The organism is Streptomyces albiflavescens, assembly GCF_014645835.1.
Classification (GTDB): Bacteria; Actinomycetota; Actinomycetes; order Streptomycetales; family Streptomycetaceae; genus Streptomyces; species Streptomyces albiflavescens.
In genome coordinates, this window is the sequence record NZ_BMMM01000023.1 from 59,858 (window position 1) to 84,185 (window position 24,328).

General features: G+C 69.6%; 20 protein-coding genes. 15 read left to right on the top strand and 5 right to left on the bottom strand.

Annotated features, from left to right (window positions below):
- Window positions 1-50: 50 nt before the first annotated feature.
- Window positions 51-1,088 (top strand): helix-turn-helix transcriptional regulator, encoded by a 1,038-nt coding sequence (locus IEY95_RS41860; RefSeq protein WP_189191497.1) that lies wholly within the window; start codon window positions 51-53, stop codon window positions 1,086-1,088.
- Here the strand turns inward: IEY95_RS41860 and ctaD are convergent.
- A complete protein-coding gene (gene ctaD, locus IEY95_RS41865) occupies window positions 970-2,661 on the bottom strand; it encodes an aa3-type cytochrome oxidase subunit I (RefSeq protein WP_189191498.1) in 1,692 nt (563 codons plus the stop codon). The two genes, IEY95_RS41860 and ctaD, sit on opposite strands and share 119 nt — an antisense overlap.
- A gap of 404 nt (window positions 2,662-3,065) precedes the next feature.
- Between ctaD and IEY95_RS41870 the strand changes: the two genes are divergently transcribed.
- Entirely contained in the window at window positions 3,066-3,281 is a 216-nt protein-coding gene (locus IEY95_RS41870) for an I78 family peptidase inhibitor (protein WP_189191499.1), read from the top strand.
- Window positions 3,282-3,401: 120 nt separating this feature from the next.
- On the opposite strand, the gene IEY95_RS41875 is transcribed toward IEY95_RS41870, so the two are convergent.
- Together IEY95_RS41875 and IEY95_RS41880 are read right to left on the bottom strand one after the other, a co-directional pair.
- Window positions 3,402-4,466 (bottom strand): phosphatase PAP2 family protein, encoded by a 1,065-nt coding sequence (locus tag IEY95_RS41875; RefSeq protein WP_189191500.1) that lies wholly within the window; start codon window positions 4,464-4,466, stop codon window positions 3,402-3,404.
- A gap of 240 nt (window positions 4,467-4,706) precedes the next feature.
- A complete protein-coding gene (locus IEY95_RS41880; protein ID WP_229703725.1) occupies window positions 4,707-5,888 on the bottom strand; it encodes a glycosyltransferase family 39 protein in 1,182 nt (393 codons plus the stop codon).
- Window positions 5,889-6,149: 261 nt separating this feature from the next.
- Between IEY95_RS41880 and IEY95_RS41885 the strand changes: the two genes are divergently transcribed.
- Both IEY95_RS41885 and IEY95_RS41890 read left to right on the top strand, forming a co-directional pair.
- Complete coding sequence (locus IEY95_RS41885; RefSeq protein ID WP_189191502.1) at window positions 6,150-7,754, top strand: MFS transporter; 1,605 nt, start codon at window positions 6,150-6,152, stop codon at window positions 7,752-7,754.
- A 202-nt stretch (window positions 7,755-7,956) separates the two neighbouring features.
- Window positions 7,957-9,147: an acyl-CoA dehydrogenase family protein gene (locus IEY95_RS41890; RefSeq protein ID WP_189191503.1), complete on the top strand. Its 1,191-nt coding sequence runs from the start codon at window positions 7,957-7,959 to the stop codon at window positions 9,145-9,147.
- Window positions 9,148-9,194: 47 nt separating this feature from the next.
- Here the strand turns inward: IEY95_RS41890 and IEY95_RS41895 are convergent, their stop codons facing one another.
- Window positions 9,195-9,632 carry a cell division protein SepF gene (locus IEY95_RS41895; RefSeq protein WP_189191504.1) on the bottom strand — a complete coding sequence of 146 codons (438 nt, stop codon included), beginning with the start codon at window positions 9,630-9,632 and terminating at the stop codon, window positions 9,195-9,197.
- A 290-nt stretch (window positions 9,633-9,922) separates the two neighbouring features.
- Between IEY95_RS41895 and IEY95_RS41900 the strand changes: the two genes are divergently transcribed.
- A complete protein-coding gene (locus tag IEY95_RS41900) occupies window positions 9,923-11,158 on the top strand; it encodes a DUF5685 family protein (protein WP_189191505.1) in 1,236 nt (411 codons plus the stop codon).
- A gap of 124 nt (window positions 11,159-11,282) precedes the next feature.
- Here the strand turns inward: IEY95_RS41900 and IEY95_RS41905 are convergent, their stop codons facing one another.
- The gene (locus IEY95_RS41905; RefSeq protein ID WP_189191506.1) at window positions 11,283-12,236 is read right to left on the bottom strand and encodes an ABC transporter substrate-binding protein; all 954 of its coding nucleotides are present in this window, start codon (window positions 12,234-12,236) and stop codon (window positions 11,283-11,285) included.
- Window positions 12,237-12,630: 394 nt separating this feature from the next.
- On the opposite strand from IEY95_RS41905, the gene IEY95_RS41910 reads away from it, so the two are divergent.
- The 10 genes from IEY95_RS41910 to IEY95_RS41955 all read left to right on the top strand — a co-directional run bounded on the left by IEY95_RS41910 (window position 12,631) and on the right by IEY95_RS41955 (window position 24,113).
- Window positions 12,631-13,491 carry an amino acid ABC transporter permease gene (locus tag IEY95_RS41910; RefSeq protein ID WP_189191507.1) on the top strand — a complete coding sequence of 287 codons (861 nt, stop codon included), beginning with the start codon at window positions 12,631-12,633 and terminating at the stop codon, window positions 13,489-13,491.
- The gene (locus IEY95_RS41915; RefSeq protein WP_189191508.1) at window positions 13,488-15,305 is read left to right on the top strand and encodes an FAD/NAD(P)-binding protein; all 1,818 of its coding nucleotides are present in this window, start codon (window positions 13,488-13,490) and stop codon (window positions 15,303-15,305) included. The genes IEY95_RS41910 and IEY95_RS41915 overlap by 4 nt, the downstream gene beginning before the upstream one ends.
- A gap of 41 nt (window positions 15,306-15,346) precedes the next feature.
- A complete protein-coding gene (locus IEY95_RS41920; protein ID WP_308429405.1) occupies window positions 15,347-16,129 on the top strand; it encodes an amino acid ABC transporter ATP-binding protein in 783 nt (260 codons plus the stop codon).
- A 52-nt stretch (window positions 16,130-16,181) separates the two neighbouring features.
- Entirely contained in the window at window positions 16,182-17,315 is a 1,134-nt protein-coding gene (locus tag IEY95_RS41925) for an LLM class flavin-dependent oxidoreductase (RefSeq protein ID WP_189191509.1), read from the top strand.
- The gene (locus IEY95_RS41930; RefSeq protein ID WP_189191510.1) at window positions 17,312-18,652 is read left to right on the top strand and encodes an NtaA/DmoA family FMN-dependent monooxygenase; all 1,341 of its coding nucleotides are present in this window, start codon (window positions 17,312-17,314) and stop codon (window positions 18,650-18,652) included. The genes IEY95_RS41925 and IEY95_RS41930 overlap by 4 nt, the downstream gene beginning before the upstream one ends.
- Window positions 18,653-18,656: 4 nt before the next feature.
- Window positions 18,657-19,439: a DUF1684 domain-containing protein gene (locus IEY95_RS41935; protein WP_189191511.1), complete on the top strand. Its 783-nt coding sequence runs from the start codon at window positions 18,657-18,659 to the stop codon at window positions 19,437-19,439.
- 215 nt (window positions 19,440-19,654) lie between these two features.
- Entirely contained in the window at window positions 19,655-20,503 is an 849-nt protein-coding gene (locus IEY95_RS41940; protein ID WP_189191512.1) for a S1 family peptidase, read from the top strand.
- Between the two features lie 270 nt (window positions 20,504-20,773).
- Complete coding sequence (locus IEY95_RS41945; protein ID WP_189191513.1) at window positions 20,774-21,673, top strand: S1 family peptidase; 900 nt, start codon at window positions 20,774-20,776, stop codon at window positions 21,671-21,673.
- A gap of 177 nt (window positions 21,674-21,850) precedes the next feature.
- On the top strand, window positions 21,851-22,732 hold the full coding sequence (locus IEY95_RS41950) for a slipin family protein (RefSeq protein ID WP_189191583.1): 882 nt from the start codon (window positions 21,851-21,853) through the stop codon (window positions 22,730-22,732).
- A 298-nt stretch (window positions 22,733-23,030) separates the two neighbouring features.
- Entirely contained in the window at window positions 23,031-24,113 is a 1,083-nt protein-coding gene (locus IEY95_RS41955) for a S1 family peptidase (RefSeq protein ID WP_189191514.1), read from the top strand.
- Window positions 24,114-24,328: the final 215 nt, after the last annotated feature.

A 24,328-nucleotide genomic window follows, 5' to 3' on the forward strand; every position in this document is an offset into this window, starting at 1 on the left:
GGAACCCTTGCGGACGGTTACTGTCCGCAAGGGGTGGCAGACTCGGAACCATGTTGGAGACATCGGCACGACTCCTGCGCCTGCTCTCGCTGCTGCAGGCCCACCGCGAATGGTCCGGGGCCGATCTGGCCGACCGCCTCGGCGTCACGCCCAGGACCGTCCGTCGCGATGTGGACCGGCTGCGCGAGCTCGGCTATCCCGTCAACGCCAGCCCCGGCACGGGCGGCGGCTACCAGCTCGGCGCCGGCGCCGAGCTGCCGCCACTGCTCCTGGACGACGACGAGGCGGTGGCGGTGGCGGTCGGGCTGCGCACGGCGGCCGGGCAGGGCATCGAGGGCATCGGCGAGACCTCCGTGCGCGCCCTCGCCAAGCTCGAACAGGTGCTGCCGAACCGGCTGCGCCGTCGCGTGGGCGCCCTCAACGAGTTCACCGTGCCGATGCTGCGCGGCCCGCAGCCCTCGGCCGTCGACCCCGCCGTCCTCACCGAGCTGGCTCATCTGTGCCGCGACTCGGAGCGGCTGCGCTTCGAGTACCGCGACCACGGTGGCGCCGCCACACGCCGTACGGTCGAACCGCTCCGCCTGGTGTGCACCGAGCGGCGCTGGTACCTGGTCGCCTGGGACGTCGACCGCGGCGACTGGCGTACGTTTCGCGTCGACCGCATCACGCCCAGGCCACCGCACGGACCGCGCTTCACGCCCCGTACGCCACCGGCCGAGGACCTGGCGGCGTACGTCTCCAAGGGCGTCTCCACGCGCACGTATGCCTCGCATGCCGTCGTCAGGCTGCTCGTGCCGTTGGCCGAGGCGGCCGAGCGGATCTCGCCCTCCGCCGGCACCCTGGAGGCCGACGGGACGGACAGCTGCATTCTGCGCACCGGAGCGGCGAGCCTCGACGTGATGGTCATTCACGTGATGCTGATGGGCTTCGAGTTCGAGATCCTTGAACCGGCCGAGCTCACCGAGGCGGTCAGGACGTCCCGGGACCGGCTGTCTCGGGCTCTGGACCGGGCTTCGGCTCGATCGCCGCGTATTCGGGATGGTGCAGGTCGAACGCCGGGGACTCGGAGCGGATCCGGGGCAGCGTGACGAAGTTGTGCCGGGGAGGCGGACACGAGGTCGCCCACTCCAGGGAGCGTCCGAAGCCCCAGGGGTCGTCGGCCTCGACCTTCGCGGCGTACTTGGTGGTCTTCCAGATGTTGTAGAGGAACGGCAGCGTCGAGACGCCCAGCAGGAAGGCACCGATCGTCGAGATCGTGTTGAGTGTCGTGAAGCCGTCGGCGGCCAGATAGTCCGCGTACCGGCGCGGCATGCCCTCGGCGCCCAGCCAGTGCTGGACCAGGAACGTGGTCTGGAAGCCGACGAACAGCGTCCAGAAATGGATCTTGCCGAGCCGTTCGTCGAGCATTTTCCCGGTGAACTTGGGCCACCAGAAGTAGAAGCCGCCGAAGGTCGCGAAGACGACCGTGCCGAAGACGACGTAGTGGAAGTGGGCGACCACGAAGTACGAGTCGGTGACGTGGAAGTCCATCGGCGGCGACGCCAGGATCACCCCGGTCAGACCGCCGAACAGGAACGTCACCAGGAAGCCCGTCGCCCACAGCATGGGCGTCTCGAAGGACAGGGACCCCCTGAGCATCGTGCCGGACCAGTTGAAGAACTTCACGCCCGTCGGCACGGCGATCAGGAACGACAGGAAGGAGAAGTACGGCAGCAGCACCGCGCCGGTCGCGAACATGTGGTGCGCCCATACGACGATCGAGAGACCGGTGATCGCCATGGTCGCGGCGACCAGCGTCAGATAGCCGAAGATCGGTTTCCGGCTGAAGACCGGCAGGATCTCCGTGATGATCCCGAAGAACGGCAGCGCGATGATGTAGACCTCGGGATGCCCGAAGAACCAGAACAGGTGCTGCCACAGCAGCGCGCCGCCGTTGGCCGCGTCGAACACCACCGCGCCGAACCTCCGGTCCGCCTCCAGGACCAGCAGCGCCGCCGCGAGCACCGGGAACGCGAAGAGGATCAGGATCGAGGTGAAGAGGGTGTTCCAGGTGAAGATCGGCAGCCGGAACATCGTCATCCCGGGCGCGCGCATTCCGATGATGGTCGTAATGAAGTTCACCGCGCCGAGGATCGTCCCGAAGCCCGCCAGCGCGAGGCCCATGATCCACATGTCGCCGCCGATGCCCGGTGAGCGCTCCAGGCTGTTGAGCGGGGCGTAGGCGAACCAGCCGAAGGCGGCCGGTCCGTCGGGCACCAGCAGCGAGGCCAGCACGATCAGACCGCCGAAGAGGAAGAACCAGTACGACAGCATGTTCAGCCGCGGGAAGGCGACGTCCGGGGAGCCGATCTGCAGCGGCATGATCTCGTTGGCGAACCCCGCGAACGTCGGAGTCGCGAAGAGCAGCAGCATGATCGTGCCGTGCAGGGTGAACAGCTGGTTGAACTGGTTGTTGTCCACGATCTGCAGGCCGGGCCGGGCGAGTTCGGCGCGCATGACCAGCGCCATCAGGCCGCCGATGAGGAAAAAGACGAACGATGTGATCAGGTAGAGGTGGCCGATCTTCTTGTGATCGGTGGTCGTCAGCCAGTCGACGACCAGTCGCCCCGGCCGATCGGTCCGTACGGTTCGCGCGGTCGCCTGCGCGGTGTCCGTCCCCATCGCTCGCCCCTTCGCCGTCGCGCGTTCTGGGCCTGCTGAAGCTCACGCCATGATGCTCGCGTGGTCCCGCGCTCCGACAGGGGTGTGCGGGGGTCGTGTGCTGGAACCGTGTATTTCCTATGTGGTGTCAGCTTCTGCGGCACGCCCCGCAATCGGAATGAAAGGGATTGGACACACGCCCGGATCCGCGCATTCCATTGAGCTATTCGGGACTGCGTCACGGTAGCTCCGAATTACGTTCGAAGGCGTGCGGAACACGTAGGGAACCCCTCGTACGTGTGACGGAGTTCGGCCGAAACGCGTGTCGTGATCCTGTGACGGAAGCGTGACCGGAGGGGGACAGGTGACGCTTGGTGGCGGGTTCGGGCTTCCCCGGCCGCGGCACGCCGCCTAACGTGGCGGTCATGGCACCCATTCCCACCCCTCCCGCAGAGCCGCAGGACAGTCCGGAGAGCTATGTCGGGCTGGAGGCGAACAGCGCCGAGCGCCGTGCCCGGGAGCACGGCTGGTCCTCGGTGCGTTCGCTGCCGCCCGGCGCGATCATCACCATGGAGTACCGCTTCGGGCGGCTGAACTTCGAGGTCACCGACGGCAGGGTGACCCGCTGCTGGAAGGGCTGACGGCAGCTCACGGAATGTGCGAAGGCCCCCGGCTCGTCAGGAGCCGGGGGCCTTCGCGGTGCGGGGAGAGGCTGTGCGTACCGGCCCCGCTGTCTTGTTGTCGCCCTCGCCGTGTCGCCCTCAACCGCCGGTCAGGGGGCGGGCCGATGCGGTCGTGGTCCCGCGTGCCGCACGGTCCGGGTGCGGCGGACGGCGGCTGCCGACCGGCGTGACCGGCGTGCGCTCCGAGCGGGCCGTGTGCGGCCCGGGGGCCAGGTAGACGGGCGCCCGGGGCACCCGGGCGGCGCCGACCGTCTCGCGGGCCGGTACCTCCCCGTCCGCGACGGTGGAGTGCGGAACCATGACGGGCGCGCCGACCGGCGAGGCCGCCGATGGGGGTCCCCCCGCGTGAGCGGGTTCGAGCGTGGGGGAAGGCGCGCCGCGGCCGCGACGAGCACGCCAGGAGTCGCGCAGCGAGAAGATCTCGGCCTCGGCACGGGCGATCAGCGGCTCGACCCACGGCAGCGCCAGCAGGATCAGCAGACCCGCGGCCCAGCCCAGGAGGACATCGCTCAGCCAGTGCGTGCCGAGGTACACGGTGGTGAGGCCGACGCCCAGCGAGGTCACGGCGGAGAGGGCGGACAGCCAGCGCCTGGCTCTCGGGGTCGAGGCCAGATAGGCCAGGATTCCCCAGGTCACCACGGCGTTCGCGGTGTGGCCCGAAGGGAATATATCGCCGCCGAGCCCCATCTCGTTCGAGCCGATCGTGATCGCGTAGTGCGGACCGAGGCGGCCCATGCCGAGCTTGGCGGCACCGACCGTGATGTTGAGCAGCAGCAGCGAGGCGCCCAGCGTGAGCAGCGGGCGCAGGGTGTGCTGCCGCCAGGACCGCCAGCCCAGCCAGGCGGCGACCATCACGGCGGTGGGGCCGCGCTGGCCGAGCACCACGTAGTAGTCGAGGAACGCGTGGATCTCCGGCCACTGTTGATAGGGCCGGAAGAACATGACCTGCCAGTCGAACCGGACCAGCCATGACGTGATCGCCACGGCCCACACAATGGCCACGTAGAAGGCCAGGGTTGCTCCGAAGAGCACAACCCTGTGCCGGCTCATCTTCGGCACATCGATGTGGGCCGGTCGTTCCGGCTCACGGTCCAGCCGGGCGAAGACCCGGTCCAGACGGGTGAGGTTTCGTTCGGTACGCACCCAATGGACGCTACAGCGAGTGAGCTGTGTTCCAGGCCGAATCACTCGCTTTGTGATGACGATGTGATGTGGGATTCCTCTCAGAACGATGTTTATTTCCAATGAATCGCTAATGATCGGCGTCCGGATCCTTCAATTCCATTGATCTCGCGAAGCCGCCGGTTTTATGGCGCTTATATATTCGTTCACCAAATCATGGTGTGGAATTTTCCGGCCGCTCACCGGGTCCCGAGGAGTGGATCATGGCGGCCCGGAGCCGTTCAGCCAGAAGGCTCCATAGACCGCCGAGGCCACCGCCGCACCGCCGAGAACCAGCGCTGACCTGGACGTACGCAGCCGGGCCAGGGCCAGTGCGAGGGGCAGGAGAAGGGGGAAGGCGGGCAGCAGGAGGCGCGGTTTCGAGCCGAAGTAGCTCGACGCGCACAGGGCGAGCGCGGTGACGACCCCCGTGTACACGAGGAGTGACAGTGGCTGCCCCTGGCGCACGCACGTCACGTACAGCCAGACGATCAGCGCGACCCCGAGGATCAGCCCGACGCCGGCCAGGGCGGACGGAAATGACGTGAACTTTTCGCCGATGAAGCGGGCGAAGGCGTATCCGCCGTCGAAGCCGTTGCGCCAGCCCGCCTGGACGTCGAGATAGCCGAGCGGGCCCTTGCCCGTGCGGTGGCCGACCCACAGCACATAGCCGACGGCGCCGAGGGGCGCGAGGAGCATGCCGAGGGCGCGCGGCCACACTGATGCGCCCCCCGGCCGCGCCGCGCTCCCATCCCGTACGCGCTCTCCCGCGAACGACGTAATCGCCGCCGCCCACAGGGCCGCGACCACCGCGACTCCCACCGGGCGGGTCAGCCCGGCGAGCGAGGCGAGCAGGCCGGCCGTCAGCCAGCGGTCGGTCAGCACCGCGTAGAGCGACCAGGCGGCGAGCGCCGTGAAGAGGGACTCGCTGTACGCCATCGACTGCACGATGCCGACGGGCAGCACCGCCCACACGAGCACGGCGCAGACGCCGGCACGGGGCCCGTGGACATGGTCCGCGACCGCGAAGATTCCCCAGGCCGCGGCGAGCGAGGCCAGCATGCTGACCAGCAGACCCGCGTCCGCGTACGACAGGGGTGTGATCGCCGGGACGAGCCGCTCGAGCCACGGCAGCAGCGGGAAGAACGCGAGGTTCGAGTGCACGTCGCCGTTCGGGAGGCGGACCTCGTAGCCATAGCCGAGCTCGGCGACCCGGGTGTACCAGAGCGCGTCCCAGCGCGCCGTCAGCAGCGTGTGGGCGCTCTTACCGTTCGTCGCGCTCCACAGGGCGAGGGTGATGAGGCCCAGGGCGCGGACGCCGACGTACCCCAGGAGGGCGGGCGCGGCCCGGCGCAGGGCGCCCGTGCGGGGCGGTGTCGCGACAGGCGTCTCAAGATCGGTCACGGGCTCGATTATCGGTGGCACCCGGAACCGGCCGGCCCCGCGGGGCGTGGTGCACCAAGGGGAGCGTGGCGCACGCCACACGCTCGGCGGGAAGAACGTGAGAGGTCCGCCACGCGTCATTGGCGGGATCTCGCGTACGCTGACGGCTCACTCGCCTTTGTTGCGTGGGCCCGGGAAATCCGCTCATCCCCGGCCGCAGCCCCAGGGAGTCCCCACCCTGTGGTTCCGCCGAACGCGAGGGAACATCTGGGAGGTACGTACATGTCCGGGACGACCACGGCCGCTGCGCGATGCCGTCGGGAGGCCGGGGCCGGTGCCAACCGCTGGGTCGTCCTCGTCGTCCTCTGCGTCAGCCTCCTGCTGGTCGCCCTTGACGCCACCGTGCTGCATGTCGCGGTGCCCGCCGTCACGGAGGACCTCAAGCCCGGCGCGATAGAACTGCTCTGGATCGTCGACGTCTATCCGCTCGTCTGCGCGTCGCTCCTCATTCTCTTCGGCACGCTGGGTGACCGCGTCGGTCGCAGACGTGTCCTCCTCCTCGGGTACGGGCTCTTCGGTGTCGCCTCCGGGATCGCGGCCCTCGCCGACAACGCCCAGGTCCTCATAGGCGCGCGCGCCCTGCTCGGCGTCGGCGGCGCGATGATCATGCCCGCGACGCTGTCGATCCTGCGCCAGGTCTTTCCCGACCGCCGGGAGCGGGCGCTCGCGATCGGTATCTGGAGCGCGGTTGCCGCGGTGGGCGCGGCGGTGGGGCCGCTGCTGGGCGGCTTCCTCCTGGAGCACTTCTGGTGGGGTTCGGTCTTCCTCGTCAACATCCCGCTGATGCTGGTCAGCCTGCCGATCGGACGGCTGCTGCTGCCCGAGTCGAGGGGCGACCGGAACGGTCCGTGGGATGTGGTCGGGGCTTTGATGGCCGCCGCCGGGCTCTTCGGGATCGTCCTCGGAGTGAAGCGGCTCGGGGGTGGTGAGGCGCCGTTCAGTCCGTTCACGCTGGTGCCGCTGCTCGTGGGCGGTGCGCTGATGGCCGGGTTCGTACGGCGGCAGCGGCGGCGTGCGCAGCCGCTGGTCGATCTGCGGATGTTCTCGCGGCCCGCGTTCAGTACGTCGGTGGGATGCATCGTGCTCGCCATGCTCGCCCTGGTCGGGCTCGAGCTGATCGCCGCGCAGTACCTGCAGCTCGTGCTCGGGCTGTCGCCGCTGGAGACCGGGCTGCGGCTGCTGCCCCTCACCGTCGCGGCGATGGCCTCGGGGCTCGCCGGCGCGAAGATGCTGCGGCGGTTCGGGCCGCGGGCGATGGTCTGCTTCGGTTTCTGTCTCACCGCGGCCGCGGTGGTGACGCTCACGGCGATGGGCGGGGACGACAACACGGGGCTGCTGCTCTTCGGGTTCGTGCTGCTGGGGTTCGGGCTGGAGACGACGCTCTTCGGGGCGTACGAGTCGATGCTCAGCGAGGCGCCGCCGGAGCAGGCGGGTGGGGCCGCCGCGATAGGTGAGACCTCGTACCAGTTGGGCGCCGGTATCGGCATCGCGCTCCTGGGGAGCGTGATGAACGCGGCGTACGCGCCCGGGCTGTCGTCGGTTCCCGGGGTTCCGGCGGCCGATTCGCGTGCCGCGGGGCACTCGCTCGGGGAGGCGTACGAGGTTGCCGGGCGGCTCGGGGGGTCTCCCGGGGCGGCCCTGAGGCATGCAGCTCGGGACTCCTTTGTGCACGGGCTGCATGTGACCCTGCTGGTCAGCGCGGGGTTGTTGATGCTGGGGGCTGTGATGGCGCTTCGGTTGCCGCGGGTCATGGAGTGCGGGGCGCCTGCGGCGGGTTCCGCGATTCCTGCGCCTCGGGAAGCCGCCGAGTCCCGCGTCTCCGCGTAGTTCTCCCGTCCGCCTGGTTCTCCCGCACGCGCATCGCCCGTTCGCTCAGTCGCTGTGTCGAGAAGTGCCGGTCTCCCAGGGGAGCCGTGCGTCGGTGGCGGCTGCCGGCCCGTGGGATCTGGACTTGCGGGACACTGCGTCGTAACGTCGGGTCTCAACCGTAACTAGCGGTGCTAGTTTTAGTGTGCCGGAGGCTTGTGCCATGTCCGCGTCCCCCAAGCTGCCCCCCTTCGACCCCGCCGACCCCCTCGGTATCGATGACCTCCTCGAGCCGGAGGACCTCGCGATCCGGGACACCGTACGGACCTGGGCGGCGGACCGGGTGCTGCCCCACATCGCCGAGTGGTACGAGAAAGGGGAGCTGCCCGGAATCCGGGAACTGGCCCGGGAGCTGGGTGGGATCGGGGCGCTCGGGATGTCGCTCCAGGGGTATGGCTGCGCGGGGGCCAGCGCCGTCCAGTACGGGCTTGCCTGTCTGGAGCTCGAGGCCGCCGATTCCGGGATTCGGTCGCTCGTGTCCGTGCAGGGTTCCCTCGCCATGTACGCGATTCATCGGTTCGGAAGTGAAGAACAGAAGCAGCGGTGGCTGCCGGACATGGCCTCCGGTGACGTCATCGGCTGCTTCGGGCTCACCGAGCCCGACTACGGGTCCGACCCCGGCTCCATGCGGACGCACGCCAAGCGCGACGGCGGGGACTGGGTCCTCAACGGTCGGAAGATGTGGATCACCAACGGCTCCGTCGCCGGGGTCGCCGTCGTGTGGGCGCAGACCGACGACGGGATCCGCGGGTTCGTCGTGCCCACGGATGTGCCCGGATTCTCCGCACCCGAGATCAAGCACAAGTGGTCGCTGAGGGCCAGCGTCACCAGCGAGCTGATCCTCGACGACGTCCGGCTGCCCGCTGACGCCGTGCTGCCGGACGTGACCGGGCTGAAGGGGCCGCTCAGCTGCCTCTCGCACGCGCGGTACGGGATCGTGTGGGGCTCGATGGGCGCCGCGCGGGCCAGCTTCGAGGCCGCCGTGGACTATGCGAAGACGCGCGAGCAGTTCGGGCGACCCATCGGCGGCTTCCAGCTCACCCAGGCCAAGCTCGCCGACATGGCGGTCGAGCTGCACAAGGGAATTCTGCTCGCCCATCACCTGGGGCGGCGCATGGACGCGGGACGGCTCCGTCCCGAACAGGTCAGCTTCGGCAAGCTCAACAACGTACGAGAGGCCATCGAGATCTGCCGTACCGCGCGGACGATTCTCGGTGCCAACGGCATCTCGCTCGAATACCCCGTGATGCGGCACGCCACGAACCTCGAGTCGGTGCTCACCTACGAAGGCACCGTGGAAATGCATCAACTCGTGCTGGGCAAGGCGCTCACCGGACTCGATGCCTTCCGGTAAGGGCCGGTGGGGACCCCGAGTGGGCAGGGCCGGTGAGCGGCCCTGCCTCAGCTCTGGTTGAAGAAACCGTCCGTCTGACGGCCCGCGGCCTCGCCGCTGACGATCTCCGTGTTGGCAGGAGTCAGCAGGAAGACACGGGTGGCGACCCGCTCGATGGTGCCGCGCAGACCGAAGGTCAGGCCGGCCGCGAAGTCCACCACGCGCTTGGCGTCGGCGGGCTCCATGGACGTGAGGTTGATGATGACCGGGACACCGTCCCGGAAGAGCTCGCCGATGCCGCGCGCGTCCCGGAAGCTGTCCGGGGTGACCGTGCCGATCCGGCGGCCCTTTTCCTCCGCCGTCTCGGACGCGACCTTCACCCGCGGGTCGGTGACCCAGGCATCGCCGGATTCCTGACCCTCGGCGTAGTCGTCGTCGTAGTAACGCTCGTCATCGTTGTCGTCGACGAGGCCAAGCCAGGCACTCGCCTTGCGCACCGATCCCATGGACGCCTCCTCTCACAGCGGTCCTTATTGCTTTCCGCATCCCCATGGTCGTCCATGATGCGGATGTCGCGCCAAGTGGATAGACGCCGCGCGGGGGTTTCGTGACGGTACTGGTGCACAGCGAATCCGTCGAGAGCCCGCGTGTCCCAAGGGTCGTGCTGTGTACGGCTGCTGACTGAGAGTGAAATATGATTTCTCACGGCGTTCGGGTGACGGTCGGTGCGTACGGGTGAACGGAGGGGTCGATACGATGCCGCAGCTCAACGTCGTACGTGTCACGGGGGAGTGTCGTGTTCGGAATCGTGAGGCCCTGCAGCCACCGCCTCGGTGAAGGACTCAAGACGCAATGGATGGCGCATTTGTGCGGGCTGTGTCTCGCGCTGCGCGGGGACCACGGTCAATTCGCCAGGGTCGTCACCAACTACGACGGGCTGCTGATATCGGTTTTGACGGAGGCTCAGGCCGAGCGCACGACGGGATGGCGAAGGACCGCCGGCCCCTGTCCGCTGCGGGGCATGCGCACCGCGTCGGTCGCGCAGGGCGAGGGCGCCCGGCTCGCCGCCGCCGTCTCGCTGGTGCTCGCCTCGGCGAAGGTGCGTGACCATGTCGTCGACGGCGACGGTCTTTTGGCTCGCAAGCCGGTGGCGCTCGCCGCGCGCCGGGTCGCCGCGAGCTGGGGGAAGGCCGGTGCCCGGACCGGCTCCGACGTCGGCTTCGACACCGCCGTCCTCATCGACGCCGTGGACCGGCAGGTCGGCATCGAGACACTGGCCGGGCTCGGAACGCCGCTGCTGACCGTCACCGAGCCGACCGAGACCGCCACCGCCGCGGCCTTCGCGCACACCGCCGTGCTGGCCGGGCGTCCCGGCAACGCCGAGCCGCTCGCCGAGGCCGGACGGCTCTTCGGACGGCTCGCGCATCTCCTGGATGCCGTGGAGGACAGGGAGACTGACGCCGCGTCGGGGGCATGGAACCCGCTGACGGCCACGGGGACGTCGTCGGCCGAGGCGCGTCGGCTCGCCGATGACGCCCTGCAGGGGATACGGCTCGCGCTGCGCGAAGTGGTCTGGGGGTCCGGGGTCTCCTCGGGGAAGCACAGCGCCGACAGCAAGCTGGTGCATGTGCTGCTCGCGCATGAGCTTCGGAGGTCGGTGGACCGGGCGTTCGGGACGTCGGGGTGCGGGCATGCGCCGGAGGGCTCGCTCGGGCCCGACGCTTCCTTCGGCCCGCCGCCCCAGCACGGTGCGCCCCAGAATCCGTACGTCGGCGGCGGCAACCCCTTCGGCGGCGGGCCCTCCTTCCAGCCGCCGACGCCCGGCAAGCGCGGCTTCTGGGCCGGATGCGCGGCCGCGATCGGGCTGTGCTGCACCTGCAAGGTGTGCTGCGCCGACGAGTACGAGGGCCCGTGGTCGCGCAGGAAGCGCGAGGGGTGCCTCAGCAACTGCGACTGTGACTGCAACTGCTGCGAGGCCTGCGAGTGTTGCGAATGCTGTGAGTGCTGCTCGTGCTGCGACTGCGGATTGTGAGGATCGCGTAGGCGGCCGGGCCTGTGTGGCCGGTCGCGCCCACGCGGCGGCGCCGCATGCTGTCAGAGCCCCGCGCCCCTGACGGGGCGTTTCCGCACAGGGCGCGGGGAAGGCACCGTACGCCTCAGTTCTTCAGTTCCGGCGGGGAGATCTGGGACTTCTCGATCGCCGAACCCGTCGTGCCCCACTTCTTCAGGATCTTGTCGTAGGTCCCGTCGGCGATGAGCTTGTTCACGGCGGCCTGGAAGGCGGGCGCCAGCTTCGTGCCCTTCTTGAAGGCGAAGCCGACGTCGAGGCGGTGGAACTCGTTGAGGAACTTGACGCCCTGCTGGTGGGCGACGGCGTAGCGCAGGCCGTTGATCGTGCTCATCACGATGTCGCTGCGGCCCTGTTGCAGCGAGGACCAGATCGCGCCCTGCTCGCTGTAGGTCTGCACCTGGTACGCCTTCTTGCCGGAGTCGGAGCAGACCTTCTTGTTCTCCTCCAGCGTCGCCTCGAAGGTCGTCCCCGCGGCGGTCGCGACGTTCAGGCCGCACAGCTGCTCGAGGTCGGTGACCTTCGTGAGTTTGCTGTCCGTGCGGGTGGCGAAGCCCTGGCCGTCGTTGATGTACGTGACGAAGTCGATCACCTTGCGGCGCTCGTCGGTCACGCCGAAGTTGCTGGCCCCGACGTCGTACTTGCCGCTGCCGAGGGCCGGCAGGATCGCCTCGAACGAGGCCTGTTCCGTGGTGAGTTCGATGCCGAGCACCTTGGCGACGGCGTGCGCGAAGTCGACGTCCTGGCCGGTCAGGGTCTTGCCGTCGGCCAGGTACGTGGTGCCGGGCGGCGTACCGCCGACGCTGACCGCAAGGGTGAGGCTCCGCACTCCGGAGGGCAGCAGCCCGGCGGCGGCCTCGTCCTTCCTGACGGCGGAGACGACGTCGGTGGTCGGGATCTTCTCCGCCTTGGCCGCGGCTCGGTCGGTGCCGCCGGCGGAGTCGTCCGAGCCGGAGCCGCACGCGGTGAGGAGCAGAGTCGTCGAAGTGATCAGGACAAAGGGCGCAAAATATCGATTGCGGGCACGCGTGGGCGTACGCATGGTGTGCGGTCTCCTGGAAGCAGAAGGCGAGAAAGGGAGCGCGAGGGGAGGGGTGCGCGTGTGAAGGCGAGGGAGAACGCGAAGGCGCCCGTCGGAAGCGGGCGCGCAGGGGGTCAGCTCAACAGGACGAGGACCACACTCGACCGAAGTCGATGTGGGAGCGCGTGACCAGCCACTGCTGCCGATTCATGGGCCCAAGTGGAACAGGCATCCGTTTCCGCGTCAACTGCGTTGAGACGTAACGCTCACAGTATGGACAGCCTTGACAGTGAGGGGAAACGTCCCCGTACTCTCGGTGGACGGTCCTGCTGAGGGGCTCGGCCGTATGCGCCTCGTGGCGCTCCGTGTGAAGGCATCAGCCGCGTTCGATCCCGACGCATCACGGAGCCTTCGCATGTCCTCCGACACCCTTACCAAGGCCGCCGCGGCCGCACCCGAAGACCCGGACGAAGCGACGCCCTTGCGCATCGTCCCGCAGCGCCGTCCCGGCCAGTGGACAGCCGCCGCCGTCGTCCTGGCCCTGCTCGGGCTCGGCCTCAACTCCGTAGTGCGCAATGACGCGTTCCAGTGGGGCGTCGTCGGCGACTACTTCACCTCGGCCTCCGTCCTGCGCGGCCTCTGGCTCACTCTCTGGCTGACCGCGGTCGTGACGGCGCTCGGTTTCGCGCTCGGCACTCTGCTCGCCGCGTTCCGGCTGTCCGCCAACCCCGTGCTGCGGGCGGTGAGCTGGGGTTACGTCTGGCTGTTCCGGTCGATGCCGATCCTGGTGCAGCTGCTGTTCTGGTTCAACATCGGGGCGCTCTACCCGCAGATCCTCGGCGTGAAGACGGTGAATCTGCTCGGCCCGGTCACCGTCGCCGTCCTCGGCCTCACCCTGCATGAGGCCGCGTACGCCGCAGAGGTGGTGCGCGGCGGCATCCTCTCCGTCGACCGAGGCCAGATCGAGGCCGCGCAGGCGCTGGGCCTGAGCCGCCGGCGCCGCTGGTGGAAGATCGTGCTGCCGCAGGCGATGCGCTCGATCGTGCCGCCGGCCGGGAACATGCTGATCGGCACCCTCAAGGGCACCTCCATCGTCAGCGTCATCGCCGTCCAGGACCTGCTCTACTCCGCGCAGCTCGTCTACCACCGCACCTACCAGGTCATGCCGCTCCTGATGGTGGCCACGCTCTGGTACGTCATCGTCACCTCGGTGCTCGGCGTCGGCCAGCACTACGTGGAGAAGCACTACGCGCGCGGTTCGGAGCGCGGCCGATGAGTACCGGACGTCCCTCGCTGGTGATCGTGGGAGCCGGGCCGCGGGGGACCGGTCTGCTGGAGCGGATCGCCGCCAACGTGCCCGAGCTGTACGGCGATTCGGGCACCGGCGGCATCGAAGGCTTCGACATCCATGTCGTCGACCCCTATCCGCCGGGCGCCGGACGCATCTGGCGCGAGGAGCAGTCGCCGCTGCTGTGGATGAACTCCGAGGCCCAGGACGTCACGATGTTCACCGACGAGACGGTGGACATGGCCGGTCCGGTGCTCGAAGGCCCCACCCTGCACGAATGGGCGAGCCTCGGCGGGCGCACCTTCGCGGACCGGCCACGACAGGGTGCGTACCTGCGCTGGGTGTACGAGCGTGCCGTGGCCGCCCTGCCGCCAGGCATCCGGGTCCGGCATCATCCGCGCCGCGCCCTGCGTGTCAACGGACCCCGCGAAGGGCGCCAGCAGGTGTGGCTGGAGGGCCGGTCGCGCCCGCTTCTCGCCGACCTCGTGGTGCTGTCCGTCGGCCACCTCGACGCCGAACTCGACGATGAACAGCGAGAGTTGGCCACGTACGCAGATGAGCACGGGCTGCTCCATCTGCCGCCGGACTTCACCGCCGACAGCGACCTGTCCGCCCTGGCCCCCGGAGAACCCGTCCTCGTCCGCGGCTTCGGGCTCGCCTTCGTCGACCTGATGGTGCTGCTGACGGAGGGGCGCGGCGGGCGCTACGACGGGCAGACGTACCACCCGTCCGGGCGGGAGCCGATTCTGTACGTCGGCTCGCGACGCGGGGTCCCCTACCACTCCAAGATCGGCTACGGCTGGGAGGGCGAACGGCCCCCGCTGCCGCGGTTCTTCGGGCCCGCCGAAGTCGACCAGCTCCTCGCGCGCCCAGGGGGGTCCCCCCGCTCGAGCGAAGCCGGGGGTGGGGAAGGCCTCGACTTCCGGCGGGACGTCTGGCCGCTGGTCGAGAAGGAGCTGGGGTTCGCGCACTACCACCGGCTCTTCGCCGCCCACCCCGAGCGCACCCGGATCGCCTGGACGGACTTCGAGGAGAAGTACGCGGCCGCGGAAGGCGTCGAGATCCAGGCGCTGGTGGCGTCCGCAGTGCCGGACCCCACCGACCGGCTGGACCTGGCCGCCCTCGACCACCCGCTGGACGGGGTGCGGTACACCTCGCACGAGGAGCTCCAAAGCGGCCTGCGCGGATACATCGAGACAGATCTGAGAAGACGCCACGATCCCTCGCACAGTCCCGACCTGGCCGTCTTCCTCGGTCTGCTCTCCGTCTACGGGCAGCTGGTCCGGCTCGGCGACATCGGCTCCTGGTGGCACGGGTTCTTCAGCTACCTGGCCTCGGGGCCGCCCGGCCCGCGGCTGCGTCAGATGCTCGCGCTGTCGCGGGCCGGGATCCTGAAGTTCGTAGGTGCCGACATGACCGTCACCGCCGAGGACGGGGTCTTCCGGGCGGGCAGCGCGACCGTGCCCGGCGTCACGATCGAGGCACGCGCACTCGTCGAGGCGCGGCTGCCGCATCCCACCATCGAGCGCACGCGGGACGCACTGCTGCGGGAGCTGTACGCCGACGGGGCCGCCGCGACCCCCGAGGGACTGCTCGCCGTGGATGCCGCCGACGGGCGGGTCCTGGACCGCTCCGGCACCCCGCACCCCCGGCGCTTCGCGCTCGGCCCGCACACCGATGCCCGGGGCTCGGGCGCGTTCACCCGGCCGCGCACCGGTGGCCCCGCCTTCCGGCAGAACGACGCGACGGCGCGTGCCGCGCTGGCGTTCCTGCGCGCGCTGTCCTGTCGCGCCGCCGCCTGAACGCGTCCCGCCCCAGACCACCCCACCCCTGAGGAACCCCGATGAGCGCGCCCACGATCCCCGCGTCGGCCATGGTCGACATCAAGTCCGTGTACAAGAGCTTCGGTTCGCTGGAGGTGCTCAAAGGCGTCGACCTCGCCGTGCGCACCGGAGAGGTCGCCGTGATCCTCGGGCCCTCCGGCTCGGGCAAGTCGACGCTGCTGCGCACCATCAACCACCTGGAGAAGGTCGACCGGGGCCGGATCCGTGTCGACGGCTCACTCATCGGCTACCGGCGCTCCGGCGACCGGCTGCGCGAGCTGCCCGAGCGCGAGATCCTCAAGCAGCGCACCCGGATCGGTTTCGTCTTCCAGAACTTCAACCTCTTTCCGCACCTCACCGTGCTGGACAACATCGTCGAGGCGCCGGTCTCCGCCCTGAAGCGGCCGCGCAAGGACGCCGTGGAGACCGCGCGCGGGCTGCTCGACCGGGTCGGGCTCGCCGACAAGGCCGACGCCTACCCGAAGCAGCTCTCTGGCGGCCAGCAGCAGAGAGTCGCCATCGCCCGCGCGCTCGCCCTGGAACCGAGGCTGCTGCTCTTCGACGAACCGACCTCGGCGCTCGACCCCGAGCTGGTCGGTGAAGTCCTCGACGTCATCAAGGACCTGGCCCACCGGGGCACCACGATGATCGTCGTCACCCACGAGATCGGGTTCGCCCGCGAGGTCGCCGACACCGTGGTCTTCATGGACGACGGCCGGGTCGTCGAGCAGGGCGCCCCCGGGGACGTACTCGACAGGCCGCGGCACGAGCGCACGCGCACGTTCCTCTCCAAGGTCCTGTGAATCCAGCCGCCTTGGACATCCGAAGCCACCCCCCTCAGAAAGGTTCACCCGCATGACCGCACCGCACGGCCGGGCGCTTCTGCACCTGGCCGCCGCCCTCGATCAGCAGGCGGCCTACGACGCCGCCTCGCACGTGGAGCTCGCGCAACTCGCGGAGCGCGGCGCGCTCGACTTCGTGACACTCGGCGACAGCTTCGCGCGTCCCGGGCTCGACGGACTCGGCGTGCTCTCCCGGGTAGCGCCCGCCACCGGCCGGATCGGTCTGGTGCCCACTGTCACCGTCACGCACACCGAGCCCTTCCACGTCCAGGCGGCCGTCGCGACCCTCGACTGGGTCAGCCGTGGCCGGGCCGGCTGGCGGATCGACGTGTCGACGACCGAGCGCGAGGCCCGGCTGTTCGGCCGGCGCCACGCCTCCCCCGAGCCCTCGGCTTCGCTCCACGCGCTGTGGCAGGAGGCCGGTGAAGTCGCCGACGTGGCCGGCCGGCTCTGGGACAGCTGGCAGGACGACGCCGAGATACGCGACGAGGCCACGGGCCGTTTCATCGACCGCGACAAGCTGCACTACGTCGACTTCGAGGGCGCCACCTTCTCCGTGAAGGGGCCCTCGATCGTGCCGCGGCCCCCGCAGGGCCACCCCGTACGAGTCGTCGACGCGACCGACGGACCGGCCCGGCGGATCGCCGCCCGGTACGCCGACGTGGCGCTCGTCCGGGTCACCGGCCCGGCACAGGCGCGCGCTCTACGGGACGAATTGCGGCACACGGCAGCCGAGTTCGGGCGAAGCCCCGACGACCTGCGCGTCCTCGTCGGCCTCACCGTCGACCTCGGTGACGGCGAGTGTGCGGCCGAGCCGGGATGGAGGTCCCCCCTGTTCGAGCGAAGCCGAGAACTGGGGGGAGGCGGGGGTGGGTCCCGGCAGAGCGCGCAGGGCCCGCTGTACCGCGGCGGCCCCGTCGACCTCGCCGAGCTGATCGCCGCCTGGCACGGTGCCGACGCCGCCGACGGCTTCCACCTCACGCCCGTCGAGCCGCGCCGTGACCTGGAGCGGCTCGTCAACGGAACGGTCGCGCTGCTCCAGCACCGCGGTCTGTTCCGCACCTTCTATCCGGGCAGCACGCTCAGGGAGCACCTGGGTCTTGCCCGGCCCGCCAACCAGTACGCCGTGGCAGGGGGAGCGTCATGACCGTACGGCCTCGCAAGGAGATCCACCTCGCCGCCCACTTCCCCGGTGTCAACAACACCACCGTCTGGGCGGACCCGCGCGCCAAGTCCCAGATCGAGTTCGCCTCCTTCGAGCACCTCGCCCGTACCGCCGAACGCGGACTCTTCGACTTCTTCTTCCTCGCCGAGGGGCTGCGGCTGCGCGAGCACAAGGGGCGTATCCACGATCTCGACGTCGTGGGGCGCCCGGAGTCCCTCACCGTACTGAGCGCGCTCGCCGCCGTCACCGAGCGGCTGGGGCTCGCCGCCACGGTCAACGCGACGTTCAACGAGCCGTACGAACTCGCCCGCAGGCTGGCCTCGTTGGACCACCTCAGCGGGGGCCGGGCCGCCTGGAACGTGGTGACGTCGTCGGACGCCTTCACCGGGGAGAACTTCCGGCGCGGGGGCTGTCTCGACCGCGCCGATCTCCCCCACTCTCGGCTTCGCTCGAGCGGGGGGACCCCCATCACCCGCGCCGCCGAATTCGTGGCGACGGCACGGGAGCTGTGGGACTCCTGGACGCCCGAAGGCCTGCCCCGCCCGTTCGCGCACCGGGGGCGGCACTTCGACATCGCGGGCGAGTTCACCGTGCCGCGCTCGCCGCAGGGGCACCCCGTCGTCATCCAGGCCGGGGACTCGCCCCCGGGCCGTGAGTTCGCCGCGTCCGCCGCCGACGTCGTCTTCACGCGGCACGGCACCCTGGAGGAGGGCCGGGCGTTCTACGCGGATGTGAAGGGGCGGCTCGCGACGTACGGGCGGGCGCCCGAGGATCTGAAGATCATGCCCGGGGTCACCTTCGTGCTCGGTGACACGGTCGCCGAGGCGCAGGAGCGTGCCGCCGAGATCAGGCGGCGGCAGATCTCGCCGCAGAACGCGATCCTCACCCTGGAGCAGATCTGGGGCGTCGACCTCTCCTCGTACGATCCCGACGGCCCCCTGCCCGACATCGACCCGGATCCCGAGTCGACCATGGTGCAGGGCCGGGTGCGCGTCGGTGACCCCCTCGCGGTCGCGGAGAAATGGCGGACCCTCTCGCGCGAGAAGGGCCTGTCCATCCGACAGACCGTCATCGAGGCTTCCGGGCGGCAGTCCTTCATCGGCACTCCGGACACGGTCGCCGCCGAGCTGGACGAGTTCGTCCGGACGGATGCCGCCGACGGCTTCATCCTCGTACCGCATCTGACACCCGGCGGACTCGACGAGTTCGTGGACCGGGTAGTGCCGCTGCTCCAGGAGCGCGGCGCGTTCCGCACGGAATACACGGGCACGACGCTGCGCTCACACCTCGGGTTGGCGCAGCCCGTATGGAAGGGTTGATCACATGACGACGGACGCATCCGAGGACTGGAAGCACTGGCACGAGCACCGCACCGAGACGGTGTCCGCGCCCTACGGACCGCTCGCGCTGACGGGCACGCACTGGGTCGAGGACTATCCGGAGGGGCGACTTCCGGACATCCCCGGGCACTGGACCGCCAAGGACGACGCGGTCGTCCTGACGGCGACGGCCGAGGACGGACTCACCGTCGACGGGGAGCCCTTCACCGGCGAGGTCGTGCTCGACGCCGACCTCGGGCCGGCGGCCGGGGCCCGCGTCGGGCGCGGCGAGCGCCGGTTCGTCGTCCTGGTGCGCGAGGGGATCTGGGGCGTACGCGACTACGACCCCGCCGCGCCGGCGCGGGAGGCCTTCCAGGGCATCGAGGCGACCCCGTACGATCCGGGCTGGTCGGTGCCGGGGCACTTCACGCCGTACGGCGAGGACCGCACCGTACGCGTGGAGAACGCGGACGGAGTCTCCCGCGGCCTCGGGCTCGGCGGTGTCCTCGCCTTCACCCTGGACGAGGAGGACCTCACGCTCCAGGTGTCGGTCGAGAGCGACGGCTCGCTGTGGGCCGTCTTCGCCGACGCCACCAGCGGGGACAGCAGTTACCGCTTCCGGTTCCTGCGCCCCGCGGCGCCCGACGAGGAGGGGCGTACGACGGTGGACTTCAACCGGGCCGTACTTCCGCCGTGCGCATTCGCCGACCACTTCATCTGCCCCTTCCCGCCGCCCGGGAACACACTGGCTGTCGCGATCGCGGCGGGGGAGCGAAGCCTGCTCTGAGGCAGCCGACTTTCCACGTGCGCGCGCCGACGGGAACGACCGTCGGCGCGCGTTGCGTTCTCGTGCCCATCCGGTTCCCTTTGCTGTGAGCCTCTTGTGCGTGATGGTGCCCGGCGTCATCCTCTCCAGCGGTGCATGTCAGGAACACGCCATTCTCGGCAGCGCCTCACGGGCCCCCACCCCGTAGGGCCTTCCGCTTCCCACAAGGAGGACCAGTGAGGATCAAGCGCACCCGACTGCTCGCCGTCGCCGCGGGACTCGTCGCCACCACCGTGGCCGCCCTGCCCAGCGCCGGGGCGGCAGAGGCTCCCCACAGCGCCGCCCAACTCGCCCAGGTCGAGGACGCCGTACAGAGCGCCTCGGTGGGCGGCACCGCCTGGTATGTCGACCGGGCCGCCGGACACGTCGTCGTCACCGCGGACAGCACGGTCTCGAAGACGGAGATCGCGCAGATCAAGAAGGCCGCGGGCGCCGGCGCGGGCGCTCTCAGAGTCCAGCGCTCCGCGGGCGTCTTCAGCCCGCTGCTCTCCGCCGGGGACGCCATCTACGGCGGCCGGTACCGCTGTTCGCTCGGCTTCAACGTGGTCAGCGGCGGCACGTACTACTTCCTGACCGCGGGCCACTGCGGCAAGGTGGCCAAGACCTGGTACACCAACCAGGCGCATACCACGCTGATCGGCCCGACCACCGACTACAGCTTCCCCGGCAACGACTACGCGCTCGTGCGCTACGACAACACCGCGCTCAGCCACCCCGGCGGTTACAGCGCCGCCAACGCTTTCGTGGGTGAGTCGGTCAAACGCACCGGCTCGACCAGCGGCACCCACAGCGGTACCGTCACCGCGCTGAACGTCACGGTCCACTACCAGGGCGGCGGCACGGTGAGCGGCATGATCCAGACCAACGTCTGTGCGGAGCCCGGCGATTCGGGCGGCCCGCTGTACGACGGAACCAAGGCCATCGGCATCACCTCGGGAGGCAGCGGCGACTGCCAGACCGGCGGCACGACGTTCTTCCAGCCGGTGACCGAGGCGCTCAGCGCGTACGGCGTCAGTATCTACTAGGGATCCGCTGAAGCCGGATCTACTAGGGATCCGCTGAAGCCGGCGATCCACCGGATCGCACAAGATCAACCTCCGTGCGGAGTACGTCAGTTGAACGCTGCACGGCCGAAAGGTGCTCTTGCGTCGGTCGGCCGTGCAGCCGAATACTCCCCCACAGCGCTTGTCAGGGGCACGGCTTGTCCGGAATCCGGATGAGCGGCCCCCGGCTGCGCCTCACGGGCCCCTACCCCACGACACGAGGGCCCCCGACTTCCCTTCGGAGGGACGAACGTGAGGATCAAGCGCACCACTCCCCACAGCGGCATAACGAGACGGACCCGGCTGATCGCCGTCACCACCGGCCTCGTGGCCGCCGCATCGTTCGCGGTCCCCAGCGCGAACGCGTCCGACGCCCAGCCCTTCAGCGCCACTCAGCTGAGCGGTGTCAACAAGTCGGTCCTCAAGTCCGACATCGCGGGCACGGCCTGGGCGGTCGACGCCAAGACGAACCGCGTGGTCGTCACCGTCGACAGCACGGTCTCGAAGGCCGAGATCGCGAAGATCAAGAAGGATGCGGGCAGCAACGCCGCCGCCCTCACCATCAAGCACACCCCCGGCAAGTTCAAGAAGCTGATCACCGGTGGCGATGCCATCTACGGCGGCCAGTACCGCTGCTCGCTCGGCTTCAACGTGCACAGCGGGAGCACCTACTACTTCCTGACCGCCGGCCACTGCGGTGAGGTCGCCTCCACCTGGTACTCCAACTCCGGGCACACCACGACGCTGGGCACGAACGTCAGCTACAGCTTCCCGACCAACGACTTCGCGCTGGTCCGCTACACCAACTCCTCGATCGCCCACCCGAGCGCGGTCGGCAGCCAGACCATCACCAGCGCCGCCACGCCCAGCGTGGGCACCACCGTCTACCGTCGTGGCTCGACCACCGGCACGCACAGCGGCCGGGTCACCGCCCTGAACGCCACGGTCAACTACGGCGGCGGCGACGTGGTCTACCAGATGATCCAGACCACGGTGTGCGCCGAGGGTGGCGACAGCGGCGGCCCGCTGTACGCCGGTTCCGTCGCCTACGGTCTGACCTCCGGCGGCAGCGGCAACTGCACCTCCGGCGGTACGACCTTCTTCCAGCCGGTCGTCGAGGCGCTGAACTACTACGGCGTGAGCGTCGGCTGACCGACGGGCTGCCACCCCCCACACGGCTTCCGCACGGTCAGATCTGCAGCCGGCAGCAGGCGAGCCCCCGCACGCAACTGACGTGCGGGGGCTCGCCCTTGGTCAGGTGACGGAGTTACCGTCGAAGTACACGCTGTACACGCCTGATGCGCCCACGTCGGACCCTGGGGGGCCGTGATGGTCGAGGAACTGGTGGCGGCGGGAGTCTCCGTCGCGTCCGTGGGGCTGGTCTATGCGATGGCCGGGGCCCGCGTCGTCAAACAGTACGAACGGGGCGTGGTGCTGCGGCTGGGCCGGCTGCGCTCGGAGGTGCGCGGGCCCGGGTTCACGATGGTCGTGCCCTTCGTGGACCGGCTTCGTAAGGTCAACATGCAGATCGTGACGATGCCGGTGCCCGCGCAGGAGGGCATCACCCGGGACAACGTCACGGTGCGGGTCGACGCGGTCGTCTACTTCAAGGTCGTGGACGCGGCCGACGCGATCATCCAGGTCGAGGACTACCGTTTCGCGGTCTCGCAGATGGCGCAGACCTCGCTGCGGTCGATCATCGGCAAGAGCGATCTGGACGATCTGCTGTCCAACCGCGAGAAACTCAACCAAGGTCTGGAGCTGATGATCGACAGCCCGGCCATGGGCTGGGGTGTGCAGATCGACCGCGTCGAGATCAAGGACGTATCGCTGCCGGAGACGATGAAGCGGTCGATGGCCCGGCAGGCCGAGGCCGACCGTGAGCGGCGGGCCCGGGTCATCAACGCGGACGCGGAGCTGCAGGCGTCCAAGAAGCTGGCGGAGGCCGCCGGGGTGATGTCCGACCAGCCGGCGGCGCTCCAACTGCGGTTGTTGCAGACGGTGGTGGCGGTCGCGGCGGAGAAGAACTCCACGCTCGTACTGCCCTTCCCGGTGGAGCTGCTGCGGTTCCTGGAGCGGGCCCAACAGTCGGTCGCCCCGGTACCCGAGCAGGCGCCGCCCGCGGTTCAGCAACCGGTGCAGGAGCAACCCCCGTCGCTGGACGCCTCCTTGGATCAGGACACCGAGAGATCGGAAACCAGACAGGACTAGACCTCACGGGCTGCACACCGAACACCTGCACGCAGTGTTTGCACTGGGAACCGACGTGGTGTGACCACGCACAGTCAAGGCGCAGGGGGCGTACGCCCGTTGGCGTACGCGCGTCCTGAAGTCGACCTTGTGTGCCCCCTGTGCTCCTCGGAATAGTGGGCCGCGAACAACTGGCATGGACACGGCTTGACGCGTTTCGGCGCGACTTTTTGTCGTGCGCCGGGTCCATGTCCGTACGCCTTCCGGTCACGGGGGTCCCCACAACCTCCGTGACCAACCCCCCACAGGAGGACGTGAGTTGAAGCATCGACGCATACCCAAGAGGCGTGCCGTCATGACGGGTGCGGGCATCGCCGCGCTCGTCGCCGCCGGAGTCACCTTCCAGACTGCGAACGCGAGTGAGGCTCCCAAGGCTCCCGCGCCGCACACGCTCTCGATCGCGGCGGCCGGAAAGCTCGCCTCGACGCTCGGCAAGGACCTGGGCGCCGACGCGGCGGGAACGTATTACGACGCGAAGTCCCAGCACCTCGTCGTCAACGTGCTCGACGAGAGCGCGGCCAAGACCGTCGCGGAGGCCGGCGCCAAGGCCAGAATCGTCGAGAACTCCCTCGCCGAGCTGAAGGGCGCCCGTACCACGCTCAAGGAGGACGCGACCATCCCCGGCACGTCCTGGGCGACCGACCCGGCGACCAACAAGGTCGTCGTCACCGCGGACCGTACGGTCAAGGGTGCCGCCCTGGAGAAGCTGACCAAGGTCGTCGACGGTCTCGGTGCCAAGGCCGAACTCCAGCACACGAAGGGGGAGTTCAAGCCCTTCATCGCGGGCGGCGACGCCATCACCGGCTCCGGCGGGCGCTGCTCGCTCGGCTTCAACGTGGTCAAGGACGGTCAGCCGTACTTCATCACCGCCGGCCACTGCACCGAGGCGATCTCCACCTGGTCGGACTCCAGCGGCAACCAGATCGGCACGAACGAGCAGTCCAGCTTCCCGGACAACGACTTCGGCCTGGTCAAGTACACCGGGAACGTCGACCACCCGAGCGAGGTCGACCTCTACAACGGTTCCTCGCAGCCCATCACCAAGGCGGCCGAGGCGACCGTCGGGGAGAAGGTGACCCGCAGCGGTTCGACGACCCAGGTGCACAGCGGCACGGTCACCGGCCTGGACGCCACCGTGAACTACGGCAACGGCGACATCGTCAACGGACTCATCCAGACCGATGTCTGCGCCGAGCCCGGTGACAGTGGCGGCTCGCTGTTCGACGGTGACAGCGCGATCGGCCTCACCTCCGGTGGCAGCGGCGACTGCACCTCGGGCGGCGAGACCTTCTTCCAGCCGGTCACCGAGGCGCTCTCGACCTTCGGCGCCCAGATCGGCTGACCGCCGGCATCATTCGACGGAGCCCCGTTCCCGCTGTGCGCGGGGGCGGGGCCTTCGTATGTGCGGGGCGCGGGCAGGCCGGCGCCGGCGCCCCGCACCCGGTGTTTGCGCAGGTGGGGCGGGCCCGAACGGATGTCGCACAAGAGTTCGAGAATTGGTCTATGGTGGGGGTGAGGTAGTTGGGAACAGGTGTTCGAGGGCTCGTCGGAGCCCAT

What these genes read in the sequence shown, in the direction of transcription:
- IEY95_RS41895 (WP_189191504.1), bottom strand. Translation starts at nt 9,632, where the DNA reads ATGGGATCGGTGCGCAAGGCGAGTGCCTGGCTTGGCCTCGTCGACGAC.
- IEY95_RS41890 (WP_189191503.1), top strand. Translation starts at nt 7,957, where the DNA reads ATGTCCGCGTCCCCCAAGCTGCCCCCCTTCGACCCCGCCGACCCCCTC.
- IEY95_RS41860 (WP_189191497.1), top strand. Translation starts at nt 51, where the DNA reads ATGTTGGAGACATCGGCACGACTCCTGCGCCTGCTCTCGCTGCTGCAG.
- ctaD (WP_189191498.1), bottom strand. Translation starts at nt 2,661, where the DNA reads ATGGGGACGGACACCGCGCAGGCGACCGCGCGAACCGTACGGACCGAT.
- IEY95_RS41910 (WP_189191507.1), top strand. Translation starts at nt 12,631, where the DNA reads ATGTCCTCCGACACCCTTACCAAGGCCGCCGCGGCCGCACCCGAAGAC.
- IEY95_RS41925 (WP_189191509.1), top strand. Translation starts at nt 16,182, where the DNA reads ATGACCGCACCGCACGGCCGGGCGCTTCTGCACCTGGCCGCCGCCCTC.
- IEY95_RS41920 (WP_308429405.1), top strand. Translation starts at nt 15,347, where the DNA reads ATGAGCGCGCCCACGATCCCCGCGTCGGCCATGGTCGACATCAAGTCC.
- IEY95_RS41915 (WP_189191508.1), top strand. Translation starts at nt 13,488, where the DNA reads ATGAGTACCGGACGTCCCTCGCTGGTGATCGTGGGAGCCGGGCCGCGG.
- IEY95_RS41930 (WP_189191510.1), top strand. Translation starts at nt 17,312, where the DNA reads ATGACCGTACGGCCTCGCAAGGAGATCCACCTCGCCGCCCACTTCCCC.
- IEY95_RS41870 (WP_189191499.1), top strand. Translation starts at nt 3,066, where the DNA reads ATGGCACCCATTCCCACCCCTCCCGCAGAGCCGCAGGACAGTCCGGAG.
- IEY95_RS41905 (WP_189191506.1), bottom strand. Translation starts at nt 12,236, where the DNA reads ATGCGTACGCCCACGCGTGCCCGCAATCGATATTTTGCGCCCTTTGTC.
- IEY95_RS41935 (WP_189191511.1), top strand. Translation starts at nt 18,657, where the DNA reads ATGACGACGGACGCATCCGAGGACTGGAAGCACTGGCACGAGCACCGC.
- IEY95_RS41950 (WP_189191583.1), top strand. Translation starts at nt 21,851, where the DNA reads ATGGTCGAGGAACTGGTGGCGGCGGGAGTCTCCGTCGCGTCCGTGGGG.
- IEY95_RS41885 (WP_189191502.1), top strand. Translation starts at nt 6,150, where the DNA reads ATGTCCGGGACGACCACGGCCGCTGCGCGATGCCGTCGGGAGGCCGGG.